The sequence below is a fragment of the Treponema putidum genome (genome assembly GCF_024401155.1).
GTDB lineage: Bacteria > Spirochaetota > Spirochaetia > Treponematales > Treponemataceae > Treponema_B > Treponema_B putidum.
In genome coordinates this window covers 672,096-696,849 of record NZ_CP038804.1, presented here as the reverse complement: position 1 = coordinate 696,849, position 24,754 = coordinate 672,096, and the positions used below count along the sequence as shown (strand labels likewise).

General features: G+C 39.7%; 24 protein-coding genes and 3 pseudogenes. 17 read left to right on the top strand and 10 right to left on the bottom strand.

The features are described from left to right. Positions 1 to 6: 6 nt before the first annotated feature. The 5 genes from E4N74_RS03270 to E4N74_RS03250 all read left to right on the top strand — a co-directional run bounded on the left by E4N74_RS03270 (position 7) and on the right by E4N74_RS03250 (position 7,587). Entirely contained in the window at positions 7 to 1,878 is a 1,872-nt protein-coding gene (locus E4N74_RS03270) for a hypothetical protein (protein ID WP_255818847.1), read from the top strand. Positions 1,879 to 1,969: 91 nt separating this feature from the next. Further along, positions 1,970 to 3,841, top strand: a complete 1,872-nt coding sequence (locus E4N74_RS03265) for a ribonuclease catalytic domain-containing protein (protein WP_255818846.1) — start codon at positions 1,970 to 1,972, stop codon at positions 3,839 to 3,841. Between the two features lie 13 nt (positions 3,842 to 3,854). Continuing rightward, positions 3,855 to 5,345, top strand: a complete 1,491-nt coding sequence (locus tag E4N74_RS03260; protein ID WP_255818845.1) for an NAD(P)H-hydrate dehydratase — start codon at positions 3,855 to 3,857, stop codon at positions 5,343 to 5,345. 1 nt (position 5,346) lies between these two features. Further along, positions 5,347 to 7,335 carry an excinuclease ABC subunit UvrB gene (gene uvrB, locus E4N74_RS03255; RefSeq protein WP_255818842.1) on the top strand — a complete coding sequence of 663 codons (1,989 nt, stop codon included), beginning with the start codon at positions 5,347 to 5,349 and terminating at the stop codon, positions 7,333 to 7,335. 36 nt (positions 7,336 to 7,371) lie between these two features. Further along, positions 7,372 to 7,587 carry a hypothetical protein gene (locus tag E4N74_RS03250; protein WP_255806134.1) on the top strand — a complete coding sequence of 72 codons (216 nt, stop codon included), beginning with the start codon at positions 7,372 to 7,374 and terminating at the stop codon, positions 7,585 to 7,587. A gap of 132 nt (positions 7,588 to 7,719) precedes the next feature. Here the strand turns inward: E4N74_RS03250 and E4N74_RS03245 are convergent, their stop codons facing one another. Next, positions 7,720 to 8,646 (bottom strand): ribonuclease Z, encoded by a 927-nt coding sequence (locus E4N74_RS03245; protein ID WP_255818841.1) that lies wholly within the window; start codon positions 8,644 to 8,646, stop codon positions 7,720 to 7,722. A gap of 106 nt (positions 8,647 to 8,752) precedes the next feature. On the opposite strand from E4N74_RS03245, the gene E4N74_RS03240 reads away from it, so the two are divergent. The 6 genes from E4N74_RS03240 to E4N74_RS03215 all read left to right on the top strand — a co-directional run bounded on the left by E4N74_RS03240 (position 8,753) and on the right by E4N74_RS03215 (position 13,120). Then, on the top strand, positions 8,753 to 9,202 hold the full coding sequence (locus E4N74_RS03240) for a GNAT family N-acetyltransferase (RefSeq protein WP_049992354.1): 450 nt from the start codon (positions 8,753 to 8,755) through the stop codon (positions 9,200 to 9,202). A 373-nt stretch (positions 9,203 to 9,575) separates the two neighbouring features. Next, entirely contained in the window at positions 9,576 to 10,193 is a 618-nt protein-coding gene (locus tag E4N74_RS03235; protein WP_044979025.1) for a 4Fe-4S binding protein, read from the top strand. 91 nt (positions 10,194 to 10,284) lie between these two features. Then, positions 10,285 to 10,617: a winged helix-turn-helix transcriptional regulator gene (locus tag E4N74_RS03230; protein WP_255818839.1), complete on the top strand. Its 333-nt coding sequence runs from the start codon at positions 10,285 to 10,287 to the stop codon at positions 10,615 to 10,617. A gap of 82 nt (positions 10,618 to 10,699) precedes the next feature. Further along, a complete protein-coding gene (gene acgA / locus E4N74_RS03225) occupies positions 10,700 to 10,909 on the top strand; it encodes an ACGX-repeat peptide (RefSeq protein ID WP_255818836.1) in 210 nt (69 codons plus the stop codon). Positions 10,910 to 10,969: 60 nt separating this feature from the next. Continuing rightward, complete coding sequence (acgM, locus tag E4N74_RS03220; protein ID WP_255818835.1) at positions 10,970 to 12,055, top strand: radical SAM/SPASM domain protein, ACGX system; 1,086 nt, start codon at positions 10,970 to 10,972, stop codon at positions 12,053 to 12,055. 87 nt (positions 12,056 to 12,142) lie between these two features. Continuing rightward, the gene (locus E4N74_RS03215; RefSeq protein ID WP_255818834.1) at positions 12,143 to 13,120 is read left to right on the top strand and encodes an alcohol dehydrogenase catalytic domain-containing protein; all 978 of its coding nucleotides are present in this window, start codon (positions 12,143 to 12,145) and stop codon (positions 13,118 to 13,120) included. 62 nt (positions 13,121 to 13,182) lie between these two features. Here E4N74_RS03215 and E4N74_RS03210 read toward each other — a convergent pair whose 3' ends face one another. Together E4N74_RS03210 and E4N74_RS03205 are read right to left on the bottom strand one after the other, a co-directional pair. Then, positions 13,183 to 13,701 (bottom strand): GNAT family N-acetyltransferase, encoded by a 519-nt coding sequence (locus tag E4N74_RS03210; RefSeq protein ID WP_255806128.1) that lies wholly within the window; start codon positions 13,699 to 13,701, stop codon positions 13,183 to 13,185. Between the two features lie 31 nt (positions 13,702 to 13,732). After that, a pseudogene (locus tag E4N74_RS03205) lies at positions 13,733 to 13,951 on the bottom strand (alpha/beta hydrolase); the annotation flags it as partial. 155 nt (positions 13,952 to 14,106) lie between these two features. Between E4N74_RS03205 and E4N74_RS03200 the strand changes: the two are divergent. Beyond that, complete coding sequence (locus E4N74_RS03200) at positions 14,107 to 14,289, top strand: type II toxin-antitoxin system HicA family toxin (protein ID WP_253678786.1); 183 nt, start codon at positions 14,107 to 14,109, stop codon at positions 14,287 to 14,289. A 2-nt stretch (positions 14,290 to 14,291) separates the two neighbouring features. Beyond that, positions 14,292 to 14,690, top strand: a complete 399-nt coding sequence (locus tag E4N74_RS03195; protein WP_044979019.1) for a type II toxin-antitoxin system HicB family antitoxin — start codon at positions 14,292 to 14,294, stop codon at positions 14,688 to 14,690. Between the two features lie 229 nt (positions 14,691 to 14,919). Here E4N74_RS03195 and E4N74_RS12815 read toward each other — a convergent pair. From E4N74_RS12815 to E4N74_RS03170, 5 genes and pseudogenes are all read right to left on the bottom strand, one after another. After that, positions 14,920 to 15,117 (bottom strand): annotated as a pseudogene (locus E4N74_RS12815) (pilus assembly protein); the annotation flags it as partial. Positions 15,118 to 15,282: 165 nt separating this feature from the next. Beyond that, entirely contained in the window at positions 15,283 to 15,756 is a 474-nt protein-coding gene (locus tag E4N74_RS03185) for an acyl-CoA thioester hydrolase/BAAT C-terminal domain-containing protein (RefSeq protein WP_255818832.1), read from the bottom strand. A 6-nt stretch (positions 15,757 to 15,762) separates the two neighbouring features. Further along, positions 15,763 to 16,218, bottom strand: coding sequence for an alpha/beta hydrolase family protein (locus tag E4N74_RS03180; protein WP_255818831.1), 456 nt, complete (start codon positions 16,216 to 16,218; stop codon positions 15,763 to 15,765). A 72-nt stretch (positions 16,219 to 16,290) separates the two neighbouring features. Next, positions 16,291 to 16,464: pseudogene (locus E4N74_RS03175) on the bottom strand (pilus assembly protein); the annotation flags it as partial. Continuing rightward, positions 16,442 to 16,693, bottom strand: a complete 252-nt coding sequence (locus tag E4N74_RS03170; RefSeq protein ID WP_338113407.1) for a CopG family transcriptional regulator — start codon at positions 16,691 to 16,693, stop codon at positions 16,442 to 16,444. The gene E4N74_RS03170 and the pseudogene E4N74_RS03175, both read right to left, overlap by 23 nt. Positions 16,694 to 16,828: 135 nt before the next feature. On the opposite strand from E4N74_RS03170, the gene selB reads away from it, so the two are divergent. The 3 genes from selB to E4N74_RS03155 are packed head-to-tail and all read left to right on the top strand — an operon-like array spanning position 16,829 to position 20,241. After that, on the top strand, positions 16,829 to 18,601 hold the full coding sequence (gene selB, locus E4N74_RS03165; protein ID WP_255818828.1) for a selenocysteine-specific translation elongation factor: 1,773 nt from the start codon (positions 16,829 to 16,831) through the stop codon (positions 18,599 to 18,601). 33 nt (positions 18,602 to 18,634) lie between these two features. Further along, entirely contained in the window at positions 18,635 to 19,459 is an 825-nt protein-coding gene (locus E4N74_RS03160) for a DNA-methyltransferase (protein ID WP_255818827.1), read from the top strand. Further along, positions 19,456 to 20,241 carry an MvaI/BcnI family restriction endonuclease gene (locus E4N74_RS03155; protein ID WP_255818823.1) on the top strand — a complete coding sequence of 262 codons (786 nt, stop codon included), beginning with the start codon at positions 19,456 to 19,458 and terminating at the stop codon, positions 20,239 to 20,241. Before E4N74_RS03160 ends, E4N74_RS03155 begins: the two co-directional genes overlap by 4 nt. A 42-nt stretch (positions 20,242 to 20,283) precedes the next feature. Here the strand turns inward: E4N74_RS03155 and E4N74_RS03150 are convergent, their stop codons facing one another. Together E4N74_RS03150 and E4N74_RS03145 are read right to left on the bottom strand one after the other, a co-directional pair. Then, positions 20,284 to 21,933, bottom strand: coding sequence for a Na/Pi cotransporter family protein (locus E4N74_RS03150; RefSeq protein ID WP_255818821.1), 1,650 nt, complete (start codon positions 21,931 to 21,933; stop codon positions 20,284 to 20,286). Between the two features lie 115 nt (positions 21,934 to 22,048). Next, on the bottom strand, positions 22,049 to 23,305 hold the full coding sequence (locus E4N74_RS03145) for a cation:proton antiporter (RefSeq protein ID WP_255806122.1): 1,257 nt from the start codon (positions 23,303 to 23,305) through the stop codon (positions 22,049 to 22,051). Between the two features lie 174 nt (positions 23,306 to 23,479). Between E4N74_RS03145 and E4N74_RS03140 the strand changes: the two genes are divergently transcribed. Then, a complete protein-coding gene (locus E4N74_RS03140; protein WP_255818819.1) occupies positions 23,480 to 24,754 on the top strand; it encodes a S1C family serine protease in 1,275 nt (424 codons plus the stop codon).

The following is a 24,754-nucleotide window of genomic DNA, read 5'->3' as shown; positions in this document are numbered from 1 at the left end:
GTGAAAATGATAAAAGGAAAAATTATGCGGAAACTTTGTTGTTTTATTCTCATTTTAACGCTTTTTCAAGGCTATGCTCAAAGTTTTGCCCAAGAAAATGACAAGTCAATTAAAGAAATAAGAGCCGAAGCCATGGATTTTTACCGAAATGAAATCGCAGCAGCCTCAATCAACGAAATATCTGCCGAAAACTTAGGGGTTTGGCAGGAAGTGCTTAATGCCTCCCTTTTTATGCTCATAAGAAATAATGAGCTTTATCGCGGAAGAATGCGTCTTCTTATAGAAGAAAATCAAATAATAAAATGCGGAATTTATCCTGACGGAACCATCTTAATCAGCACCGGTCTCTTTGATTACATAGAAGCCAGGATTGCCGAAAATTTAACAGCTTCGCCACGCCGGATAAAAAATCTAAATATGGAAAGAGAAAAAACGCTTTCAGTCTTTTTGGCTAATGCGGCTGCATCTTTTGCCCTTGACAATAAATTGGTCTATTTTTCGGATCCAAGGAGAAGCGGAGAGAAAAACAGCGAACTTTTAAAAAGCTATAATTTGACTGCTGACAGCTTTACCTTAATTCTTTTAAAACTTGCAGGCTATGATTTAAACCTTTTTTACAATCATCTTGAAGACCTAAAAAGAATCCAAAATGACCCTAACTATACAAAAAAATTCGAAAGCTTTTTTATCGAAAATTTTTCACCTCAACAGCGCATAAGTAACTTACTTAAACACAAGGATGAGGCAGAAGCTATTGCCGATGAAATTTTCTATGCGCTTGATGCAGTCAGAAGTGATGATGAAAATGCTATCGAAGATGCAAAGCAAAGAGTCTCTGCCCTGCGGACTGCCTTTCCTAACAGTATGTATTTTAAAAGACTGGCCGCCATAATAACACATAAAAAATGGGCATCAGGTATTTCAAACGAAGGACTTTTAACCGCCTATCCTGCAGCTGCACAAGATTCAAAAACAGTAAATCAAAACTATGAGATTTTAAATTTCGATCCCAAAAGCCTTTTAATAAATCAAACAAATGAAGAAACCGAAGCAATTCCGGGAAACATAAACGATTATGATGAAGCTGTCAGAGCGTATAAAAGTTACCTAAATTCGATTGAAGAATCCGGATTGGAATCCTCATACTCAATGCTTCTTTTTTATTCTCCTAACATAAATGATAAAAATCTGGCTCTCTCCCTTGCCGAAAAAGCATACCTAAGTGAAAACGGAACAGGAAGCCTGATTGCCGCATCCAACTATGCTTCCCTCCTCTACCTTTTGCAAAAAGATTTTACAAAGTCAAAACTGATTTTCGAATCTTTAATAAAAGAAAATTCAATCATAAAAAACGACCCGCTCTTTCTATTTGCAGGAACTATAATCGATACAAGGCTGCTAATTTTTAACTATGCGAAAATTCTTTTTGGATTGGGAGAAACAAGTAAGGCATTAAAGGTGAGAGAACAATTACGTAATTTAATTTTCTCTATGGAAAAATACAGCCCCATAATTTTAAAAAATATTAAGCTCGAAGATACCACAGATGATTTAATCGAATATTGGGGTAAACCTTCAGGAATAAAGTATAATTATTTTTCTGAAAAGTGGTATTACGATTTTTTAAATGCCGAGGTTTCTATTTCAACTGCAACAAACAATAACATAGAAAAAATTTCTATTTTTGCAGATTCTAATTTATCATTGCCAAATGATTTACGGGTAGGAGAAACAAAAAAATCTTTTGAAACTTTTTTCGGTAAACCTGTTTATAAGGCAGGAGATTGTGAAAACTATTTTTATAAGTCTAACAAGATTCAAGTCTTGTATTTAAACGGATTTATACGGCAAATATCTATAACAAAACTTGAATTTTAAAATTATTGTAAGCCGCTTATTATAAGCCGCTTATTTTAAGCATAATTATTCTAAGCGGCTTATTTTAAGCGGCTTATTTTGAGGAATAAAAATGAATATAAATGCAATCGTCTTATATAAAAACCGTCCGGCTCTTATAAAAGGGCAGGCTGATGGAAAATTTGAAATAGAAACTGAAACGGGCATCAAAAAGGTGCGTGAAAAAGATTTTTCCGTTTTGGCTCCAAATAATTCCTCATCATTAAAAAATATTTTAACCGCTTCCTGTCCCGAACCTGACTTTAATGAAGCCACGGATTTTTTTGAAGAAGGAACCGCCCTCTTCTCTGAAATAAGCGAATTGGTTTGGGAAAATTTAAACCCGGAACAAATGTGGGCGGCTTGGCTTTTAGTTTCAGCCTCCCCTCTTTTTATTACAGAAAGCCCTGACCTTCCGATTAAAATAAGAACAAAAGAAGAAGCTGAGGCCATAGCCGCTGCTGCACTAAAAAAAGAAACCGAAAAGCAGGCAGAAGAAAAAGAGCGTAAAGAATTTATAACCGGCTTATCAAAATTTATAAAAGAAAAAAAAGAAGAAATTTTCGACTTAATAAAATACTCTCATTTTTTGCAGGAAATAGAAGCCCTAGCCTTAGAAAAAACAGACAAGTCAAAACTCTTAAGCGAGGCTCACTTAAAAGAAACTCCGGAATCGGCCCATAAGATTTTAATTAAGACTGGATATTGGAAAATAGAAAAAAATCCCTACCCCACCCGTTTTAAGCATCCGCTAAATTCTCCTAAGCTTGAATTGCCGCCCATTGAGCATAATAAAAAATATGAAGACCTTACCCATCTTACAGCCTATGCCATCGACAATGAAGGCAGCACTGATCCCGACGATGCCGTATGCTTTGACGGAGAACACTTATGGATTCATATTGCAAATCCGGCCGACATCATTACACCCGATTCCAAAAGCGACATGGATGCAAGAAAGCGGGGGGCGACTTTGTACATCCCTGAAGGTGTTTCCAGAATGTTGGGAGAATCGGCAGTCGATGCCTTTGCCCTCGGCCTGCATGATGACTCTTATGCACTGTCGTTTAAACTTAAGCTAAATGAATCGGCAGAAATTCTCGATGTAGATATTTTGCGTACCAAGATAAAAGTCAACTGCATAAGTTTTGAAAAGGCCGATGAAGAAAAGATGAGTGCAAGTCTGAGCCCCCTCTTTGAAATAGCCGAAAAAAACAGAAAAAAACGGGAAGCGGCCGGGGCAGTTTCGATAGACATGCCGGAAGTTCAAATCAAAGTAGAAACCGAAAATGAAAATCAAAAAGTTTTTATAAGCCCGTATAACTTTACGAAATCTTTTTTGATGGTAAAAGAAATGATGCTCCTTGCAGGAGAGGCGGCTGCCCGCTTTGCTTTTAAAAATAATATTCCGTTTCAGTATGTAAGTCAGGAAGCTCCAGAATTACCGAAAAAACTTCCCGAGGGGCTTGCAGGCGAATACCGAAAAAGAAAAGCTATGAGGCCGAGGAATGTGGGCACAATTCCTGCAATGCACTCAGCCCTCGGAATTGCAACGTACAGTCAAGTTACAAGCCCCCTCCGCCGCTACGGAGACTTGGTCGCCCATCAACAGCTTTTAAAATTTATCGACGGAAAAGAGGTGATGAAAACCGATGACCTTCTTATGAGAATAGCGGCAGGAGACATTGCAGGCAAAAATTGTTCCTATGCCGAAAGAGCCTCGCGGCAACACTGGACTCTGATCTATCTTTTACAAAACCCTAACTGGCAAGGAGAAGCCGTAATCTTAGAAACCATAAAAAACACGGCCCGCATTTCCATTCCGTCTATCGGATATGAAACTGAGATGAGATTAAAAAAAGAATTATCGATTAACGAGCGCATAAATGTAAAAGCCGAGGATATAGATATTCCAAATCTGACTGTAAGATTTGTGCAGGTGTAAAGGGAAAGAACTTATGCAAAATGTTTTTTATTCTTTAAAGGAATTGGATAAAAGAGCCGAAGAAGATTTTAATTTAAAAAACGGAATCTTAATGGAAAACGCAGCCCGCGGTTCCGCAGAAAAAATTAAAAATCTTTTTCCGTTAAAAAAAGAAGATGCAAAAAAAACTCTACAGATTGTCTGCGGCTCAGGCGACAACGGCGGAGACGGGCTCGCTCTTGCGAGAATCTTAGCCGATGATTTTAATATTCATGTCATAATTTTAAAAGAGCCAAAATCGGAACTATGTAAACTACAATACGAAAGATTAAAAGCCTTGAATATAAAAACAGCCAAAAACATCTTACCCGAATCGGATATTCTTTTTGATGCATTTTTAGGTACCGGCTTAAAAGGGCTTTTAAAAGCCGAGGATAAAAAAACAATAGAGAAGATAAATAAGGTCAAGGCCTTTAAGATAGCCTGCGATATACCTAGCGGCTTAAACCTTGACGGAGAAGCAAGCCCTAATGCAGTTCTATGTAACATGAACTTTTCGATGGGAGCCTTAAAGCAGGCCTTTTATTCGGATGAGGCAAAGGATATTACGGGAAAAATCGAGGTCATAGACCTAGGTCTCCCCCGCTCCTCATACGAACAAAACGAAAAGTCCAATGTTTTTTTACTCGAAAAAGAAGATATGCTTCTCCCTTCAAGAAAAAAACAAAACACCCATAAGGGAAGTTTCGGTCATGCAGGAATAATTATAGGAGAAAAAAACGGGGCAGCACTTTTGGCAGCTTCTGCCGCCTTGGAATTCGGCGCAGGCCTTGTAACATTGGTAGGAAAAAATCGGGAAAGGCCTAAAAACTTAAAAGCCGATTTTATGTATGACGGCAAATTTGAGGCCGGCGAATTCAATGTTAAAAAATTTACAAGCCTCGCAATAGGTCAAGGACTTGGAAGAAAAAATAATGAACTTTTTTCTATCATAAAAATGAAAGAAACACAATCAATGCCAATGGTCTTAGATGCGGATATCTTTTATTATGCCGAACTAAAAAAAATCTTACCCAAATTAAGTGCCACCGTTTTAACTCCTCACCCAAAAGAATTTTCTTCGCTTTTAAATATCACCGACTTGGGAAATTTAAGCATTGAAGAAATACAAAAAAAACGCTTTCCATCGGCCTTAAGTTTTTCAAAAAAATTCCCTAAGCTTGTACTTGTGCTAAAGGGAGCGAATACCTTAATAGCCCATAACGGAAAAATATTTATCAACACTCTGGGCTCTCCCTCTCTTTCAAAGGCGGGCTCAGGCGATGTGCTTACAGGCCTTATATGCTCCCTCTTGGCCCAAGGCTATAAGCCTCTTGATGCTGCAATTACGGGGAGCCTCGCCCACAGCCTTGCTTCTCATAATGCAGGAGCAAGCTATAGCTTAACGGCAAGCAAGCTCATTAAAAATTTGGAAAAACTGGAAGGGGAGCAATTTAAAGAATCAAAGGCACGACAGGTAAAATAATATGAAGCAGTTTAAACTTATTTCGGATTATAAACCTTCAGGAGATCAGGGAGAAGCTATCAAAGCTCTTTCGGACGGAATAATTGCAGGCGACAAATTCCAAACGCTAAAAGGTGTTACGGGATCGGGAAAAACTTTTACAATGGCAAATATTATTCAAGCCGTACAAAAGCCGACCCTAATCATAAGCCACAACAAAACCCTTGCCGCCCAGCTTTACAGGGAATTTAAAACCTTTTTTCCGGAAAATGCCGTCGAATACTTTGTTTCATATTACGACTACTATCAGCCTGAAGCCTATGTTCCCGCACGCGACCTTTATATAGAAAAAGACGCTTCAATAAATGACGAGATCGACCGCCTCCGCCTATCGGCAACATTCAGCCTTATGGAACGCCGAGATGTAATCGTCGTTTCCACCGTTTCCTGTATTTACGGTTTAGGGCTTCCCGAATCGTGGCGGGACTTACGCATAACCATAGAAAAGGGCGAAAGCATCGAAATCGAAAAATTAAAAAAACAGTTGATAAGTTTACAATATGAAAGAAACGATGCTGTCCTTGAAAGAGGCCGCTTCCGCGTCAAAGGTGATGTTATGGAAATTTTTCCGGCCTACATGGAAGATGCCTACCGCCTTGAATTCGATTGGGAAGAAATTGTACGCATCAGAAAATTCAATCCGATTTCGGGTGAGGTAATACAGGAATACGAAGAGCTTTCAATTTATCCTGCAAAACACTTTGTAATGCCCGAAGATGCAATTCCCAATGCTCTTGAAAGGATAAAAAAAGAATTGGAAGAAAGGCTGAATGTTTTAAATAAGGAAGGAAAACTTCTTGAAGCGGAAAGGCTAAAAACCCGCACCGAATACGATATCGAAATGCTTTCCGAAATGGGCTATTGCCCCGGCATCGAAAACTACTCGGCCCCAATCGCAAACCGGAAACCCGGAGAGCCTCCCGCTACCCTCTTTCATTATTTTCCCGATGACTTTTTATTGTTCATGGATGAAAGCCATGTAACATTTCCTCAAGTGGGAGCAATGTACGAAGGCGACCGCAGCCGCAAACAAAATCTTGTAGACTTCGGTTTCCGTCTTCCGTGTGCCTTAGACAACCGTCCCTTAAAAATTGCAGAGTTTGAAAAGATGCTGAATCAGGCTGTTTTTGTTTCCGCAACCCCCGGCCCTAAAGAAATAAAATACTCTACCCGCATTGTCGAACAAGTAATACGCCCTACAGGCCTTTTGGATCCGATAATCGAGATTCATAAAAGCGAAGGCCAGATGGAACATATTTATGGGGAGGTAAAAAAACGCATTGCCTTAAACGAACGCTGTCTAATTCTAACTCTTACAAAAAAAATGGCGGAAGACTTAACCGATTATCTTACAGGGCTCGGTCTCAAAGTAAAATATATCCACAGCGAAGTTGAAACGATTGAGCGTGTCGAAATTCTAAAGGGCTTGCGTGCAGGAGAATTTGATGTACTTATAGGAATCAACCTTTTAAGAGAGGGCATCGACTTACCCGAAGTTTCTTTTATCGGAATTCTCGATGCAGATAAGATAGGTTTTTTGCGTTCTACTACAAGTCTTATTCAGATTGTAGGGCGGGCAGCCAGAAACGAAAACGGTAAGGTAGTTATGTATGCCGACAGGATAAGCGATGCCATGAAAGAAACCATCGAAGAAACAAACCGCCGCCGTGCTATTCAGGAAGCCTATAACAAGGAACACGGTATAACACCCAAGACAATCAAAAAAGCGATTGAAGATATTTTAACGCGGGAAAATGAAATTAAAAAAGAAGCGGCCCTTGCAGAAGCCTGCCCCCTCATCAACAGCCTAAACATTTTAAACCCTGCCGACAGAAAAAAACTTATCAAAAAACTAGAAGCTCAAATGGCCGAATACGCCGACATGCTCATGTTTGAAGAGGCCGCAGTCATAAGAGACAAAATAGAAGAAGTAAGGCGGATAGGAAGTTAAGAATAAGCATGGAATTGAATTCAATGGAGACTTGATATGAAAAAAACAGCTGTATTGATTTATGAATCATATTGCAACTTTGAAATTAGTGTTGCCCTTGAATGTTTAGCTTTAAAAAATCAACATACCCCGACGCAGAGCATCCGGGTATGTTGTTCTTATAAGGTGGTTGCAGTCGGCTTTAATACCCTTTATTACGACGCAGAACTTACGTTGCGCAGCAACAGGGTATTAAACCCTCCGCACGAATAAAGAGATAACAGTATTCGCCAAAAGGAAAGATTTATTTAAAAGCGAAGAAGGTTTAACTGTATTCCCGGATAAATCAATTGATGAAATAATTATTGATGAAAACTGATAAACTTCGCATACTTTAACAAACTTCTAATCTTCATATTCCAGTTGAATATTCATTCTGTCTTTTGAAAGGATTGTTTCGGGGAAAACTTCTCTGGCATGATCTAAAAGAACTTTAAGCTCATTATCGGTGTACCTCGGACTGTAATGAATTAGGGCCATCTTTTTTACCTCAGCATCTTTAGCTATTTGAGCCGCCTGAGTGCATGTCATGTGTTTTTTTTCGGCTGCATCCTTTTCCATTCCCTTTTCAAACATCCCTTCGCAAACAAAAAAGTCGGAATGTTTGACCTCTTGAGCAATGGAGGGTAAATATTTTGTATCGGTTACAAAGCTGAATTTTCTGCCCTTTCTTTTAGGGCCCATAACATCTTCTGGCCGGACTGTTTTTCCGTCGGCTGAGGTTACTTCATTTCCGCCTTGGAGCTTTGACCAAAGAGGGCCGCAGGGAACATTTAAAGCCCTTGCAGCCTCTGGATTAAATTCCCCCGGCCTTTCAAACTCTTCAAATGTGTAGCCCAGACAGGGTTTTGTATGATCCAGCCAAAAAGAGCGTACCTGAAATTCGCCGGTAGAATAAACTACGCCCGGCTCCTTTATTTCTTTTACGATAATCTCATAATTGATATACATATCTAAAACTTTCCGGCTGGTCTCTACATATTCGGCAACCTTGGGAGGCCCTATTATATAAAGAGGTTCATCCCTATCAACTTGAGATGAGAGCATTAGAAGACCCGGAAGACCGGTTATATGGTCGGCATGGGTATGGCTTATAAAAATAGCATTAATCCTTTTCCAGCGCAAATTAAGGCGGCGCAGGGCAACCTGAGTCCCCTCCCCGCAATCAAACAAAAACAAATCGCCCTCACGGCGAAGCAAAACCGATGTTAAATGTCGATATGGAAGCGGCATCATTCCGCCGCAGCCTAAAATAAAAGCTTCAAGATTCATTGGAAACCGATTATAAGCTATTTTTTACAAAAAAGCAAGGCATTGAAAAAAGTGCCGGACTTATGTAGAATACCAAATAATTATTTTGAACTTAATGAGGTCTTATTTGGAATATAAAAAATTAACGATTGAAGATATTAACAGTATAACGCAAATTTATATTAACTACTATAATAACATTGAAAACGGCTGCTGGACAAAAGAAAAGGCCTGTAAAAGAATCTCTCAACTTATTACGATTAGCGATTCAATGTGTCTGGGTATGTATAAAGAAGAATTATTGATAGGTTTTATTTTAGGATATTATAAACAATTCGATGATTTATTAGCATATTTTTTAGATGAAATAGTAATAGACACAAACCATCAAAATAAAGGATACGGCACATCACTAATAAAAGCCATGGAAGATATTGTTAAAATAAATGGTGTCACACTTATAGAACTATCAAGTGTGAATGATAAAGCACATATACATTTCTATAAAAAATCAGGATTTTATATTGCCGATAATTTTATTCCAATGGGAAAATTTTTAAAGGAAACAAACATCTAAAAGCCTCAATTTTTCGATGTTTGTCTTAGATTTATTCGCCTTTGTTTTTAATCCAATAGTCGCAGTCTTTATCCGTCAGCACCAGCATGTTGTTGAGATATAAGCAGGCTTGTTCCTCCTGCCGGTTTATGGTATAAACAAAACCTAAGGAGAAATGAAATTGAACCTTATAAAAATCAGATGTACTTTTATGTAAACTGCGGCTTAGTTTTTGCACAAAAATGAGTAAATGAGATATGTATTATAGGGCATCTGTAAAAACTGAGGTTTTTAGATGTCATCTATAAAGAATGACAGGCAAATAGGCGGTTACAAAAAAGTGCGTTCTTGTTTTATGTATGAAATTATTTTAAAATAATTACAAGGAGAAATTATGGATGCAAAAACTTGTTTGGAAAAGTTAGAATATGTAGGTGTGCTTGCCTTTGCAACCGTAGATGACAACGGAAATCCGCAGGTACGCAATATCAGTGCCATTCATTATGAGCCGGATGCGTTGTATTTTTTTACTGCCAGAGGAAAGGATTTTTGCAAAGAATTGCTTTCTGATGGCAGGGTACAAATTCTCGGCTATACAAGATATAAAGAGATGATCCGTCTGTCGGCAAAGGCCGTGCCGGCGGAGCAAGATAAACAAAAATATTGGATTGACACAATTTTTTCAGAGCAGCCCTATCTTTCCAATGTCTACCCCGGAAACACACGGGATATCGGAATTATATTTGAAATCCGCAATACGAGTATTGAATATTTTAATCTTGGCGTAAATCCGATTTTCAGAGAAAGCTATGTGATCGGCAGCGGTAAAATCACGGCAAAGGGATACACCATAACGGATTCCTGTATCGAATGCGGAACATGTACACAAAACTGTCCTCAAAACTGCATTACGGAGGGCCAACCCTTTGTTATCCAACAAGAGCATTGCCTCCACTGCGGCAGCTGCTACGAAAATTGCCCTGTGCAAGCAATAGTTAAACTAAATGCGTAAAAGAGGCGCTAAAACAGAGCATTTCGTTTAACTTTTACAGCATGATAAAAATCCGAAGAAAGATAATCACAAATTTGAAAAAGGCAGGGATATGAAAAAGAAAGAAGATTTACCTGACTGCCCCGTAGCAACAACGTTACAAATACTCGGCAGTAAGTGGAAACTGTTTATCATCAGGGACTTGCTTGTCAGACCTTGGCGGTTTAATGAACTAAAGAGAGACCTTAACGGCATAAGCCAAAAAGTTCTGACGGAAAGTCTACGCTCAATGGAAGATGACGGCATTATCATCCGGTGTGAAATTCAAAGTGAGCCGCCGAAAGTAGTTGAGTACTCGCTTTCTCCTTTAGGAGAAACCCTACGCCCTCTCCTCACCGAAATGCAGAAATGGGGGAATTATTATAAAGAGTATATAGCCAAATAGGCGGTTACAAAAAAGTGCGTTCTTGCATTATTTTTCGAATTACCCTATATTATTCATATAATACTTTGTAATGGAGGCTAATATGGCACTTTCAAACTTGGCTGATTGGAATCAAACAACCGCAAGTCCCGAAAAGGGATCTTCGTGCGGCTCTGCATGCGGGGCAGAAAAACCTGCAAAACCGGAAAAAAAGCCTGCGGCATGCGGTTCTGCTTGTGGAGCTGAAAAACCGGCAGACCCCAAAAAGAAACCCGCAGCGTGCGGTTCTGCTTGCGGGGCAGGCGGAAAATAATCCATTTGTAGACTAGAGCGGACGGTAGATTTTTCGCTGCTGTCCGTTTTTTTTACTACCATGGCTCAACAGTATTTTGCCTTTCAGTGGCATATCACCGACGAATGCGACCAACGCTGTAAACATTGCTATATCTTTGCGGAAGGACATCCCGCTTTAGTAACGATGAACCGTGAACGGATGGAGCATGTTTTTTATAATGCGTTGGAATTTTGCAAAACATTCAATCGTCTTCCCTATTTTTATATCACAGGCGGTGATCCGATTCTGCATCCTCACTTTTGGGATTTGCTTTCGCTTATGAAGGCCCATGACATTCCTTTTACCCTTATGGGAAATCCCTTCCATCTGACGGATGCCGTATGTAAGAAAATGCGTGAGTACGGATGCGATAAATATCAGATGAGTATCGACGGTATGGAGCACACGCATGATTGGTTCAGAAAACCTGGCAGTTTTAAAACAACTCTGGAAAAAATCAAAGTTATCAATGATGCCGGCATAACAAGTGTGATTATGACAACAGTCAGCGGTACAAACATCGATGAAATTCCGGCGATAATCGATGCCGTTGTCGCTGCCGAAGCACAGGTGTATGCGTTTGCAAGGTATGTTCCTACAAGTGACAGCAAGGGCAACGAAGAAAGCGATTGGTATATCGCTCCTGAACGGTACCGGGATTTTCTTGAAAAGATTGATGATATCTACACCGCTTATGAAAACCGGGACTGCAAAACCTATTTTAATAGAAAAGATCACCTATGGACGCTTTTCGACTATGAACACGGCCGATTAACATTGCCCCCTAACACTCCTGCACATAACGGTACTTCGTCCAATCAGGATGAATTGATTATTTACGGCGGCTGCAACTGCGGAAACTGTCATATCACCATTTTACCTACCGGCGATATTTACGCCTGCCGCCGAGTTGCAAACAGCTGTGTAGGAAATGCCTATACCGACCGGCTGAGTGATGTATGGACAGGAACACGAATGGAAGCTTATCGCGACTACGGAAAATTCAGCAAGTGCTCAAAATGCGAACTGCTCCCGTACTGCCGCGGATGCCCTGCCGTTGCGAGCGGAAGCTGCGGCGGAGATTTCTACGCCACCGATCCCCAATGCTGGAAAAAAGTTACATGAGGAAAAAATTTTTTAGCATTTTAATTTTCATAGAGAATTTCTAAAAATTTTAGTTTTTAATAATACCCATACTTCAAGGAGTTTATGATGAATACCATACCCCATACTATGAAAGCCGTTGTGTTGACTAAACCGGCCGCTGCAGACGAGATTATGCTAACCGATGTTCCCGTACCCGCCGTAAAAAGCGGATGGGTGCTGGTAAAAATCCATGCGTTCGGACTCAATCATTCCGAACAAATTCTACGGCAGTTTGAAATTGAACATGACTACATACAAAAACCTATTATACCCGGAATCGAGTGCGCCGGAGAAATAGCCGACGCTTCCGATTCGTCTTTTTCCGCCGGACAAAAAGTGGTTGCTCTGATGGGCGGCATGGGACGCAGCTTCAACGGCAGCTATGCAGAATACGCCCTGCTTCCTACCCACCATGTTTTTGCAATACAGTCCGATATGGCATGGACGGATATTGCCGCCGTTCCCGAAACATATTTTACCGCATGGGGTTCGCTGTTCCACTGCCTGCGTTTACAAAAAGACGACACGCTCTTAATCCGCGGCGGCACCTGTGCACTCGGCTATGCGGCAATCCAAATTGCAAAAGCACTCGGCTGCCGTGTTTCAGCGACAACACACCGTGAAAGCAAACTGCAACTGCTGCAAGATGCCGGTGCCGATGAGTGTATCTTGGATACCGGCAATTTAAGCGAAACATATAAAAGCCGCTTTACCAAAGCGCTGGAACTGGTAGGCTGTAAAACCTTGCGGGATACCATGTGGTGCATGACCGCAGGAGGAATTGTGTGCAATACGGGCGTACTCGGCGGCGTGTTTGAGATGGAAGGTTTTAATCCTATAAAAGAAATTCCCGCCGGTGTGTATCTGACCGGATTTCATAGCAATTTTCCCGTACAAGCCGACATCGATTCGATTTTCAGCTTTTTAACAAAACATAACTTGCAGCCGCTTATAGGAGAGCGCTTTGCGTTCCGCGATATTAGCCTAGCCTGCGCAGCATGTGACGGCGGTAAGGTAAACGGAAAAATCGTTGTGGAGATGTAAACGTTTTTGATTAGCGTGTGGTACAAGTAAAAGGCTCTTTCCGTTAGATATCCGCTGCTGATTCACTCTTCCAAAGCCTTGTGCAAAATAATGTCCCGCTGCGGGTCGCTACCGAGTAAAAAAACGTGTTCGCCGGTTTCTACAAAGCCGAACTTTTTGTAAAATGCGATCGCACGCGGATTTTTTTCCCACACGCCGAGCCAGACATGCCGAATCTTCCGCTGCCTTACCATACCGATAATAACCCGCATAAGTTCCTGTGCAGCACCCGTTCCGTGCCTGTCTTTTGCGATATAAATCCGCTGTATTTCCGCCTGAGGACTACCATGAATGCCTTCAAAACTCTTGTTCCAATTGATTTGTGCATAACCGATGATTTTGTTATCCTCTCCGCAGACAAGAGTGCATTTGTTTGTGTCGGCAATTTCGCCTTGCTGAATTTCCGCACCGTAACTTTTTTTGCAGTGTTCGTCCATATCTTCTTTTGTATTAAATGCGCCAAAAGTTTCTCTGAATGTTTTTTCTGCAATAAGAGCAACCTGTTCGGCATCCTTATGGTCTGCTATTCTTATGTTAATCATATTTTTTCTCCTTGAATTAAGAAACCGTAAATCAGCAAATAAATTTTTTAAACCAATTATCTAAAAAATTCATTTGTTCTTCCGTATGAAACCAATGTTCGCCATCATCAAAAACCGTTAAATCTGCATGTATTTTATTTGCAAAATCAGTCATAGCTTTTAAAGAGATTATATCATATTTTTTACCGTAAAGAATAGCGGTAGGAATGTCCCAAGTTATAGGATTTTTTCTAACATAGGAAAGATACTCCCGTGTATATATAACGGCATTTTTCATTCACAGTGCCTCCGCAATTTAATTTGTCTACACCCCAATCTGTAATTTTGCTTTAAGGGCATTTTATAATTCTTCTAAATTTATTCTCATACCTTGACAACACAACTTATATATTGTATTATTTAAATATGACAGGTAAAGAAATAACCAAAATATTAAAGAAAAATGGATGGACTATTGATAGAATAAAAGGTTCACATCATATCTTTATTAAAGATGACAAAACTATTCCTGTACCTGTTCACGGAAACAAAGACTTACCGATAGGCACTGTAAAAAATATTTTCCGCCTTGCCGGAATTAAGGAGTGATTATGAAATACTGCTGTACATTAAAAAAAGAAGACGGAGTTTATTATGTTGCTTTTCCTGATCTGCCGCATGTCTTTACTTTCGGCAATACAAAAAAAGAAGCCTTAGAAATGGCCGGAGAAGCATTAAACGGAGTTTTAGAAAGTGAAACATCGCGTGGAATCAAAATACCGCTTCCCAATTTTATCTCTAAATATGCTGTTGAAGTTGAACCTAATATTGCATTTGCTATTATGCTGCGTAAAAACCGAGGAAATAAAACACAAATTGAAGTAGCAGATAAACTCAATATATCATATCAGCAATATCAGAATTTAGAGAATCCTAAAAAGACAAATCCGACCCTAAAGACAATAGCTAAATTGCAAAAAATATTTGACTATAAATTTATAAATTTTTAAATTTTTCTCCCTAAAAATTCTCAAATTCAAGCCTTTGTTGTATCGGAAAGAAGATAAAACTTTTTTATTTGCGGAAACCATATTTAAAAGATTCTCATGATGATCACATATTAGAACTTGCGATTCATTCTAACAGTAAGTTTTTATAATAACATACAACAAAAAAGATTTTAAAGAAGCTGAACATTTAGTTATAAGTTCAAAGAATATGATATGTAATTGTGGGAGCTTATTTCAATCTCTTTTTAAATATATTTTCTATCTTTGCTTTACCATGCAGACGGTAAATATCAAAATCCGAATCTATACTGATTATCCGATTGATTTCTCGCTCTTCTGCTGCGGCTACCAATGTTGCATCTGCAAAATCCATTGGCCTGTCGGAATATTTATTTATTAATTCGGAGATTCTCTTGATAGTGTTTTTTTTCCATCTTTATTCACCCCTCTTTATTGTTAGCACTCCTTCTTAATGAGTGCCGACGATATTATGCCATAAAAGATATTCGTTGTCAACCATCCATTCAATTAAAAAATCGACAGCCTCGGTTAAAGACCGATGTCATTAAGTCGGGAAGTAATGGCTTTTCTTTTATTTTTCGTTTGACCATTTACTGATTATCCGCATAAGTCTCCTGTCAATATCCAACCTTGTCTCTTTACATTCCTTCGGATATTCTCGTGCCGCCTTGAACATGAGTCGAAGGAGAAGGCCCGAACCGATCGGAAATATCCGCTTCAACATGGACTCCGGAAACACAAAATGTGTACCGTGTTCATAAGTCAATGCCTCAAAATCACAGTTGTGTGGGAGCCGTTCCAGTCTCCGCTGCATTCTTTGAATATATTTGCAGGTATCCCACAAAACGTCATCTTCCGCTCCGATACAGACCACCTTTCCGTGAATACGTTCAATTTTAATCGTTTCTTCTTCGGTGACGGGATGACGACGTTCCGATTCCTCAAACATCTTTCGAGCCGCAATCAAATCACCGCCCGCTTTGGACTCTTCTTTAATTTTTTTCCAATACTCCGGATGTCTGTAAGCATAAGGCAAATACGGCAAAGGTTTTCACTCCCATGACACGGAAGATTCATGATCTCCCGGTCGCTCGTGAACGCCGTCCGCACCGTCCCTATAATACCCCTCCATGACAAAATCCGCAGGAGTCATTGCTATGGTAAGACGGATGTCCGAATAATAAGATGCTGCAAGAAGAACAGTTATCCCCGTTGCAGATACCCCGCAAATTCCGATTTTCTCACAGCCTTGAGTTCGAAGGAATTCAATCGCCTTTCCCACGGATTCGAGCGGATAATTGTGTCGACCGAGATCCTTTTTCTCTGGCGAAAGGGAAAGCGCATGAAGTCCTTGCCCATGCACCCATTTTACCCCGGCGCAAACCATCCTGCCGTCCGAAGAATCACCAATCATGAGTATCATACCGCAATGACTTTCTCTCTTTGAATTCGGATACCAAATCCCATAAAATCCGTCATTTTCTTTTAAAAGCACTTGTTTTATCATCCTCATCCTCCTCATTGTTCATTTTTATCACCCAATATATTATAACCGATTGCTATTGTTTTGAAAAGGTTATCGAACAGGTCTATTAAAATCAAGCATATACATGACTTCGGTCAATACTGCAATGGTTGATACAAATTTATAATTACCGTCTTTGATAAAGTCTATAACGCTTAAATGATATTTATCGTCTTTATCAAACAAGGCAATAAGAGTACCTGTATCAATGAGCACGGTATTTAGCATTTATTTTCTCCTTGATTTTTTGCTTATAAGAAACCGATAGACTTGAGTTTCCGCTCCCGTATTTGCCGAAATATTCTTTTCCCAGCTCATATGAATCAATTTCCATTTCTTCATTTCGGAATAACATATCAAGAGCTTCTTTTATTAAATCGCTTTTATTCTTTTTCTTTACGGTAGATAGAAAGTTAAGCTTTTGTTCATACTCAACCGGCAGTCTTACTGTTGTCATGGCAGCCTCCGTATTACACGTGTAATACAAAAAAAACGGCTTGTCAAGTACACGCATAACTCTTCTCCCTCTTCCCCTAATCCCTTAGTTATGCTAAAATGCTCTGAATACGATAAATATTGATTGGGGGAAAGAATGCCGTATATTTTGGGAACAGCGGGACATGTAGACCATGGAAAGACTGCCTTGGTAAAAAGGCTTACAGGAATTGAAACCAGTCATCTGCCTGAAGAAAAAAAGCGGGGGATGACCATAGAGCTCGGCTTTGCTTCGCTTGAAGATCCTGTTCACGGTACTGTCGGCATAGTAGATGTTCCCGGCCATGAACGCTTTATCCGCAACATGGTTGCAGGCACATGGGGCTTGGATGCGGCTCTTTTAATAGTGGCAGCCGATGACGGCTGGATGCAGATGTCCTCCGATCATTTGCGTGTACTGAAGGCCATGAAGATAGACTCCATTCTTCTTGTAATCACAAAATCGGACCTTGCAGAAAAGGACATGCTTGAACTTCTTATAGAAGATGCCAATGCCCAATGCGAAAAAATAATCGGAAGGAAACTGCCCGCCGTCGCAGTATCTTCCCTTACCGGAAGCGGAATCGAAGAACTCAAAGCCGAGATTACAAAACTTCTTTCTTCATCAAAAAAGCAAAGCCCGCCTACTCCCTTTTTATATGTAGACAGGGTCTTTGTCCTAAAAGGCATAGGAACCACCGTTACCGGAACATTAAGAGGAAAAGGCCTGCATACGGGCGACAGCTTGCAGATATATCCTTCAAATGAAGAATGTAGAATTAAATCGATACAAAACCATCATAAGGATGTGGAAAAAATAGACCCAGGCACGCGGACAGCCCTCAACTTAAAGCTGGGAGAAAAAACAAATCTTGAAAGAGGAATGCTCTTAGCTGAAAAGGATTCAAATTTTGTCTTAAGCGGAAAAGAACTTTTAGTACGAATCGATGAGGTATTTACAAACAAGGAAGGGGGCTTTAAAAATCATGCCGAAATTGAAATAGCCCTCGGAAGTGCTCATGCAATAGGCAGCATTCACTTAAACCAATTCGACAGGAGCTTGGGCCGTCTTTCTTTAGAAGAACCTATTGCTTCAGCTTGGAATCAAAGATCCGTTTTAATAAGGCACGGCGGAAGCGAAATTCTAGCCTCGGCCAGAGTGCTCGCAAGTTTTCCAAGCTATAAAAGAATACAGTTTAAGGAAGCCTTTGAGGTTTACAGGGATAAGGAACTTCCTTCCATTCACAGCTACAAGTTTAATATTGAAGGCTTTGTCGAGGATACTAAAATCAAAACCGAAGAGCTCACATCGGATAAGAGTGAAGTCATTGAGTACGGCTCTTGGCGTTTTTTAAAAAAGCGGCTTGAGTTTTGGGAAAATAAAATTTTAAAAACAGCCCAAGAAAGTCAGGCCGGTTTTACCCTTGAAGAAACGGATTTACCTGTTCCGCAAAAGGTAAAAAACATAATTTTAAAAAAACTTTGTGATGAAAAGAAAATCGAAAAAGATGCTCATATTTATAAACTGAGCGGAAGAACGGGTGAAGATATTTCTAAAAATGCAAAAGCTCTTTTGGATGCTGCATTTAAGGCAGGGTTTGAGGGTATCGAAATAGACAAGATAAAAATTCCTCAAGCTCGAAAAGAAGCCAGAGACCTGATAAAATTAGGTAAGCTAATCTGCCTTGAAAATTTTTTACACTACCATACGGATTTTTACAAAAAAACCGTAAATTCCTTATTTGCAAAATACAAAACAGGGGATAAAATTTCGATAGCCGACGCACGGGAAGTAACCGGCCTTTCCCGCAAATACATTCTCCCGATTCTTAACCTTCTCGAAAAAGAAGGCAAGTTAAAAAGGCAAGATAATGACAGAATTGTATTGTAAGGAGTAGGTGGTAAAGAGCTAAACTACTACTCATTGAAAAAATACATAAAAAATGCTATCATATCAATGCTTATGATATTTCCTGAAGATTTTGTAAATAAGATAATTTGCGGAGACTGCCTTGATGTTATGGGGCAAATTCCGAGTGAATCCATTGATTTGATTATTACATCTCCGCCATATAACCTAAAAAACTCGACCGGCAATGGAATGAAGGCCTGTACTACCAGTGGAAAGTGGGCAGGAGCAGCTTTGCAAAATGGATATAGTCATTATGATGACAATATGCCGCATGAAGAATATGCTGAATGGCAATATACTTGTTTAAAAGAAATGTATCGGCTAATAAAAAATGACGGAGCAATTTTTTACAATCATAAATGGAGAGTTCAAAATGGCTTAATGCAAAATAGAAGCGATATAATTAGAGATATGCCTGTTCGGCAAATTATTATCTGGAAAAGAAAAGGCGGAATTAATTTTAATCCCGGCTATTTTCTTCCAACATATGAAGTAATATATCTTATTCCAAAACCTAAATTTAAATTAGTTCCAAAAGCAAATGCTCATGGAGACGTATGGGAATTTACCCAAGAAATGAAAAATAGCCATCCGGCTCCTTTTCCTGTTGCCTTAATAGATAGAATTATATCATCTACAAATGCAAAACTGGTTCTTGATCCGTTTATGGGAAGCGGTACAACAGCCATAGCTGCAAAACAACTATCTAGGGATTATATTGGTATTGAGTTATCTCCTGATTATTGTATGATGGCAGAAGAAAGGTTAGGAAATCTGGAATGTCATTCAAAAGTATACAACACAAATGAACTATCTTTATTTGAGGCAGCACAATGAAACTTTTTACAAAAGAAACTCTTATTAAAAATTTTATAGAAATAGAAAGACGGGGTTGGATTAAAAATACCCGTAAAGGTAATCAAGGCAGTGTTGGTAATACATTGGAGGACTTATTAGGAATTGACGAAAATAATTTACCCATACCCAATGCTGCTGAATGGGAACTAAAGGCACAAAGGAAGAATACAAGCGCATTACCAACTCTTTTTCATTGTGAACCGTCCCCTCGTGCAGTCAAATTTGTACCTCAAATTTTATTGCTGAATTACGGATGGAAACACAAGGAAGCCGGAATTAAATATCCTGAAACTGAAATGAGTTTTAGACAAACTATTAGCAGTAAAGTTAGGAGTGATAGAGGGTTCTGTGTAAAAATAAATCGAAATGAAAAAAAAGTTCTGATTTCATTTGATGCGGAATCTGTAGCTAATGAGCACAAAGATTGGCTTCATGAAGTTAAAAGAAAGGTAGGTCTTAATGAATTATTTCCCCAACCTTATTGGGGCTTTGACGATTTAGAGCATAAGGCCGGCACAAAACTGCTTAATTGTTTTTATGTTCAAGCTGATGTAAAAAGAGAAAATGGAGATGAGTTTTTTCATTTCAATAAAGTGATAATGCTTCAAACATTTTCGTTTGATAAATTCTTGTATGAACTGGAGGCTGGAAATATTTTAGTTGATTTTGATGCACGGACAGGGCATAACCATGGTACCAAATTTAGATTACGCCAAAACTGTTTGCCTAAATTATATAAAAAAACTACAGATATTCTTTAATATATTATCCATTAGCAGAATTATTAAAATACATAAAAATTCTTATTCGGTTTCGGCAAGGGCACGCGAAATACTAAAAGCAAAATCTCCTATTTTTTCCAAGTTGCGGACCATGTCTATGTACAAAAGCTCCGCTTTTACATTTGCACCTTTTTCCAAGCGTGTACGGGCAAGATGCTTTAGGTGTTGCCTCATCGCATCGATAGATTCTTCCATTTCGTGGGCCATTGCAAGCTGCTCCGCTGCAAGAGGTTTATTTAAGTGTTCGTGAACAAAATGAATAAACTGATTTACAATCCCCATATAGGGCAAAAGTTTATCCATATCGTCTTGGCTGATGGGCATCTTTAATTCTATACTTCGGTTGATAAAAAGACCTAACTCAAAAATCTGATCGGTCATATTTTCTATATCATCTACAATACCGAGCATAAGGCGTACATTCTTTCTGTTTTTTTCGGATAAAGAAAGCTGAGAAGTTTTAATAAGGTATACGGAAAGCTCTTCCTGCATTTGATCGGTATAATCTTCTTTTTCGGTCAACTGCCTTATCACAAATTCTCTTGAAACGTTTTCTTCTTTGCTTAAAAGAGAACGCAAGAGGCTGAACATTTCCCGTACAATACCGGACATCTTTAGAATTTCAACCTCGGCACGAAGCACGTAGGCCTCCGTATTTTCTTTCATGCCGGGTGCTTGAAAAGCAAGAACATAGCGGGCAGGCTCTTCATCTTCTCCGGGTTTAATAAGCCGGCACACAAATTTTGCAATTTGATTTACAAACGGAATGGCAACAAGAGTGTTGATTAGATTGAACAAGGTATGGAACACTGCAATTTTAGTCATAAGACTGCTTGAAGGGCAAATCAAATCCACTAAGGATAAAAACGGCGTAAAAAGAATTAGGGTAAAAATACTTCCTGCAACATTAAACAAAACGTGTACGGCCGCCGCCCTCCTCGCATTAAGCTTTGTTCCTATTGAGGCCAATACCGCATCTACGGTAGAACCGACATTGCTTCCTAAAACTACGGCTGCAGAAAATTCCCAGCCCACTATCCCTGTATGAGCCATTGTCAAAAGAACGGCAGTTGTCGCACTCGACGAATGAAGAAAAACCGTAAGCACAAAACCGAGGATAACACCGATTATAATACTATGAATACCTGTCTGTCTAAAAAGAGAAAAAAGGGCAATATGTTCACCCGAAATATTCGGCACGGCTGAAGCCAAAAAATCCAAGCCGGTAAAAAGGAGGCCGAAGCCCATGATGGCCTCACCCAGATTGTCTTTTTTAAGTTTTTTAAAAAAGGTTAAAAAATAGCCTATTCCGAAGGCAGGAATGGCTATGCTTGCTATAGAAAATTTAAAACCCAGGAGTGAAACTATCCATGCCGTAACGGTCGTACCTATGTTTGCACCGAAAATTACACCTATAGCTTGCTGAAGACTCAACATTCCTGCATTGACAAATGAAACGGTCATAACGGTTGTAGCACCGGAAGATTGAACAATGCCGGTAACAACTATACCCGTCAAAACAGCTAAAAATCTGTTTCCCGTCATAAAATTGAGTGTACGGTGTAGACTTTCGCCGGCACTTTTTTGAATACCGTCACTCATCATTTTCATTCCGTATAAGATTAAACCTAAACTTCCAAGCATCTGGAATACAAGAGAAACTACAGACATGAACCCAGTATATCAAAAAACGGAAGAATTTTCAATCCACGCTTGACAAATAGGACGTATTTTAAAATAAGAAATCAAAGCTACAATTAGATCAAGGCGGATTGAAGGCAAGATTCTATACCTGCTCCTTCATTGGAGGTGCAACGGACCTATCAGAAAATGCTTTGCCCAACAAAATAGGCGCAATCATAGAGGAAACAATAATCAGTAAAATGACCGGTGCAAAGTATTCAGCTTTAACCATCCCGGCCGCAAGTCCCTTTTGAGCTACGATGAGGGCTACTTCACCGCGCACCATCATTCCAAGCCCTATCCGGAGCGATTCCTGACGCTTAAAGCCCAGAGCCAATGCCGAACCGCCGCAGCCGATTATTTTGCTGATACAACCTACGAGCACAAAGGCTAATGAAAACCATAGTAAGCTCATATTCAATCCGCTAAAGTCCGTTTTAAGTCCGATAGAGGTAAAAAAGATAGGGCTAAAAAACATATACGAATTTATGTCTATTTTCTTTTCCATATAGGAAGCATCATGCAAGTTGCATAATACAACCCCTGCAACATAGGCACCGGTAATATCGGCAATACCGAAAAATCGTTCGGTACAATAGGCAAAAATCAAGGCAAGCCCTAGCCCGTAAATCGAAATACGGTGGGTATGAGGATGCCTTTTATCATACCATTTGAAGATTCGGTAAATCACATACCCCGCTGCCAGCGAAGCGGCAAAGAACGCTGCCGTTTTTATAATAAGTCCGAGATAGTCGCCCTTACCGGAACTTGCACCGAGTACAACCGTTAATGCAATAATGCCTAAGACATCATCGATGATTGCGGCACTGATAATTGTTTGTCCGACTTCCGAATTTATCTTTCCCAGCTCTTTCAATGCAGCAACGGTAATGCTCACCGAAGTTGCCGTCAAAATAGTCCCGATGAATAGGGCTTGATAAAATACGGGTGTTCCAAAACCGTCGAAGCCCCAAAAAACTAAGGCCATAGCCGTACCTAAAACCAATGGGACGATAACGCCGCAGGCAGCGATCACTGTGGATTTGATACCGGATGCAACAAGTGATTTTAAATTAGTACCCAATCCGGCAGAGAACATAATCAGGATAACGCCGATTTCAGACATATATCCGATAAACTGATTGGTTTCGGCATAGATAATGTTCGGTTCAACTCCGCCGAAATTACGGAAAAAAGGCAGGCAGCGTAATAAAAGCCCTGCAACAATTTCACCCGCAACTTGCGGAATATTCAGTTTTTTTGCAAGAAGGCCGAGGTACTTTGCAACAATAACGATAATTCCAACGGAAAGGACTATTTGCAAAGCAATTTCGCCAATAGGTATTTCACCAGCAGACATAAACAGCTCCCATTTTTAGTCCATTATATCACAGTATCATTTATTCGTATAGTGCCAGATTTGCCTCATCTTAAATCCAATATAAAATAGACACGCGATGAGATTTTTACATCCACGCTTGACAAATAGGGGGTATTTTTAATAGACTATAATTATAGGAGAATTTTAAGCATTATGAAACTTTACAGTAGAAGACAAACATTAGCATTTTCGCTTATTGCAGCGGTTATTTTTGCAAGTGCCGGTTTTTTTGCCGGTATAAAACTTAATAAGGGAAACGGCAGCTTGAATGAAATTCAAAACGAAACCTCAGCGAGCCTTGCCGGTTTTGAAGAAAATGCAGAAGGCGGATTTGCTCAGACGGAAAATTCGCAAAATTTAAATATGCAGCATGGAAACACGGCGGCCTTAAGTATTTCAAATGAAACAGGTTATATGAGCTATAGTCCTGCCGAATCGCAGAATATTCAGGTATACGAATCGACCAATGAAGCTGTCGTAAACATAACCACAGAAACTATGGGAGTAAACTGGTTTTTTGAACCCGTTCCCGTCGAAGGCGGTTCAGGTTCGGGCTCAATAATCGACGAAAGCGGCCTAGTACTTACCAATACACATGTAATTGCAGAAGCCTCGAAAATTTTTATTTCACTTTATGACGGAAGTCAATATGAGGCAAAAGTAGTAGGAACAGATGCCGAAAACGATTTGGCGGTTTTAAAATTTGACCCGCCTAAAAATATAAAACTTACTGTAATAAAATTCGGAGACTCAGCCAATTTAAAAGTCGGCCAAAGAGTTTTAGCTATAGGAAACCCATTCGGGCTTGAAAGAACTCTTACAGACGGAATCGTTTCGGCACTGAAGCGCCCGATTCAAAACGATAAAAATATCATCATCAAAAATATGATTCAAACCGATACGGCAATTAACCCCGGCAACTCAGGCGGACCTCTTTTAGATACACAAGGAAGAATGATAGGAATAAACACCATGATTTATTCCACATCGGGAAGCTCGGCCGGTGTAGGCTTTGCAGTTCCAGTAAATACGGCTAAAAGAGTCGTTGCAGATATCTTAAAATACGGAAAGGTTATCCGCGGTTCTATCGATGCCGATTTGGTTCAAGTTTCCGGAAGACTTGCCTCTTATGCAAAACTTCCCGTTTCTTACGGCCTCCTTGTTTCCGAAGTAAAAAAAGGAGGCAATGCGGCAAAGGCTGGCCTTCGCGGAGGGAATGAAGCGGTACGTTCGGGAATGGGCAGATACAGTTCCGTCTTTTACATAGGCGGAGATGTCATTGTCGAAATAGACGGACAAAAGATAAATAATATAACCGATTATTATTCGGTACTGGAGGATAAAAAACCCGGTGAAACGGTAAAGGTTAAAATTATCAGAGGAAAAAATCTTGTTGATTTAAACTTAACTTTATCGGAACGAAACTAA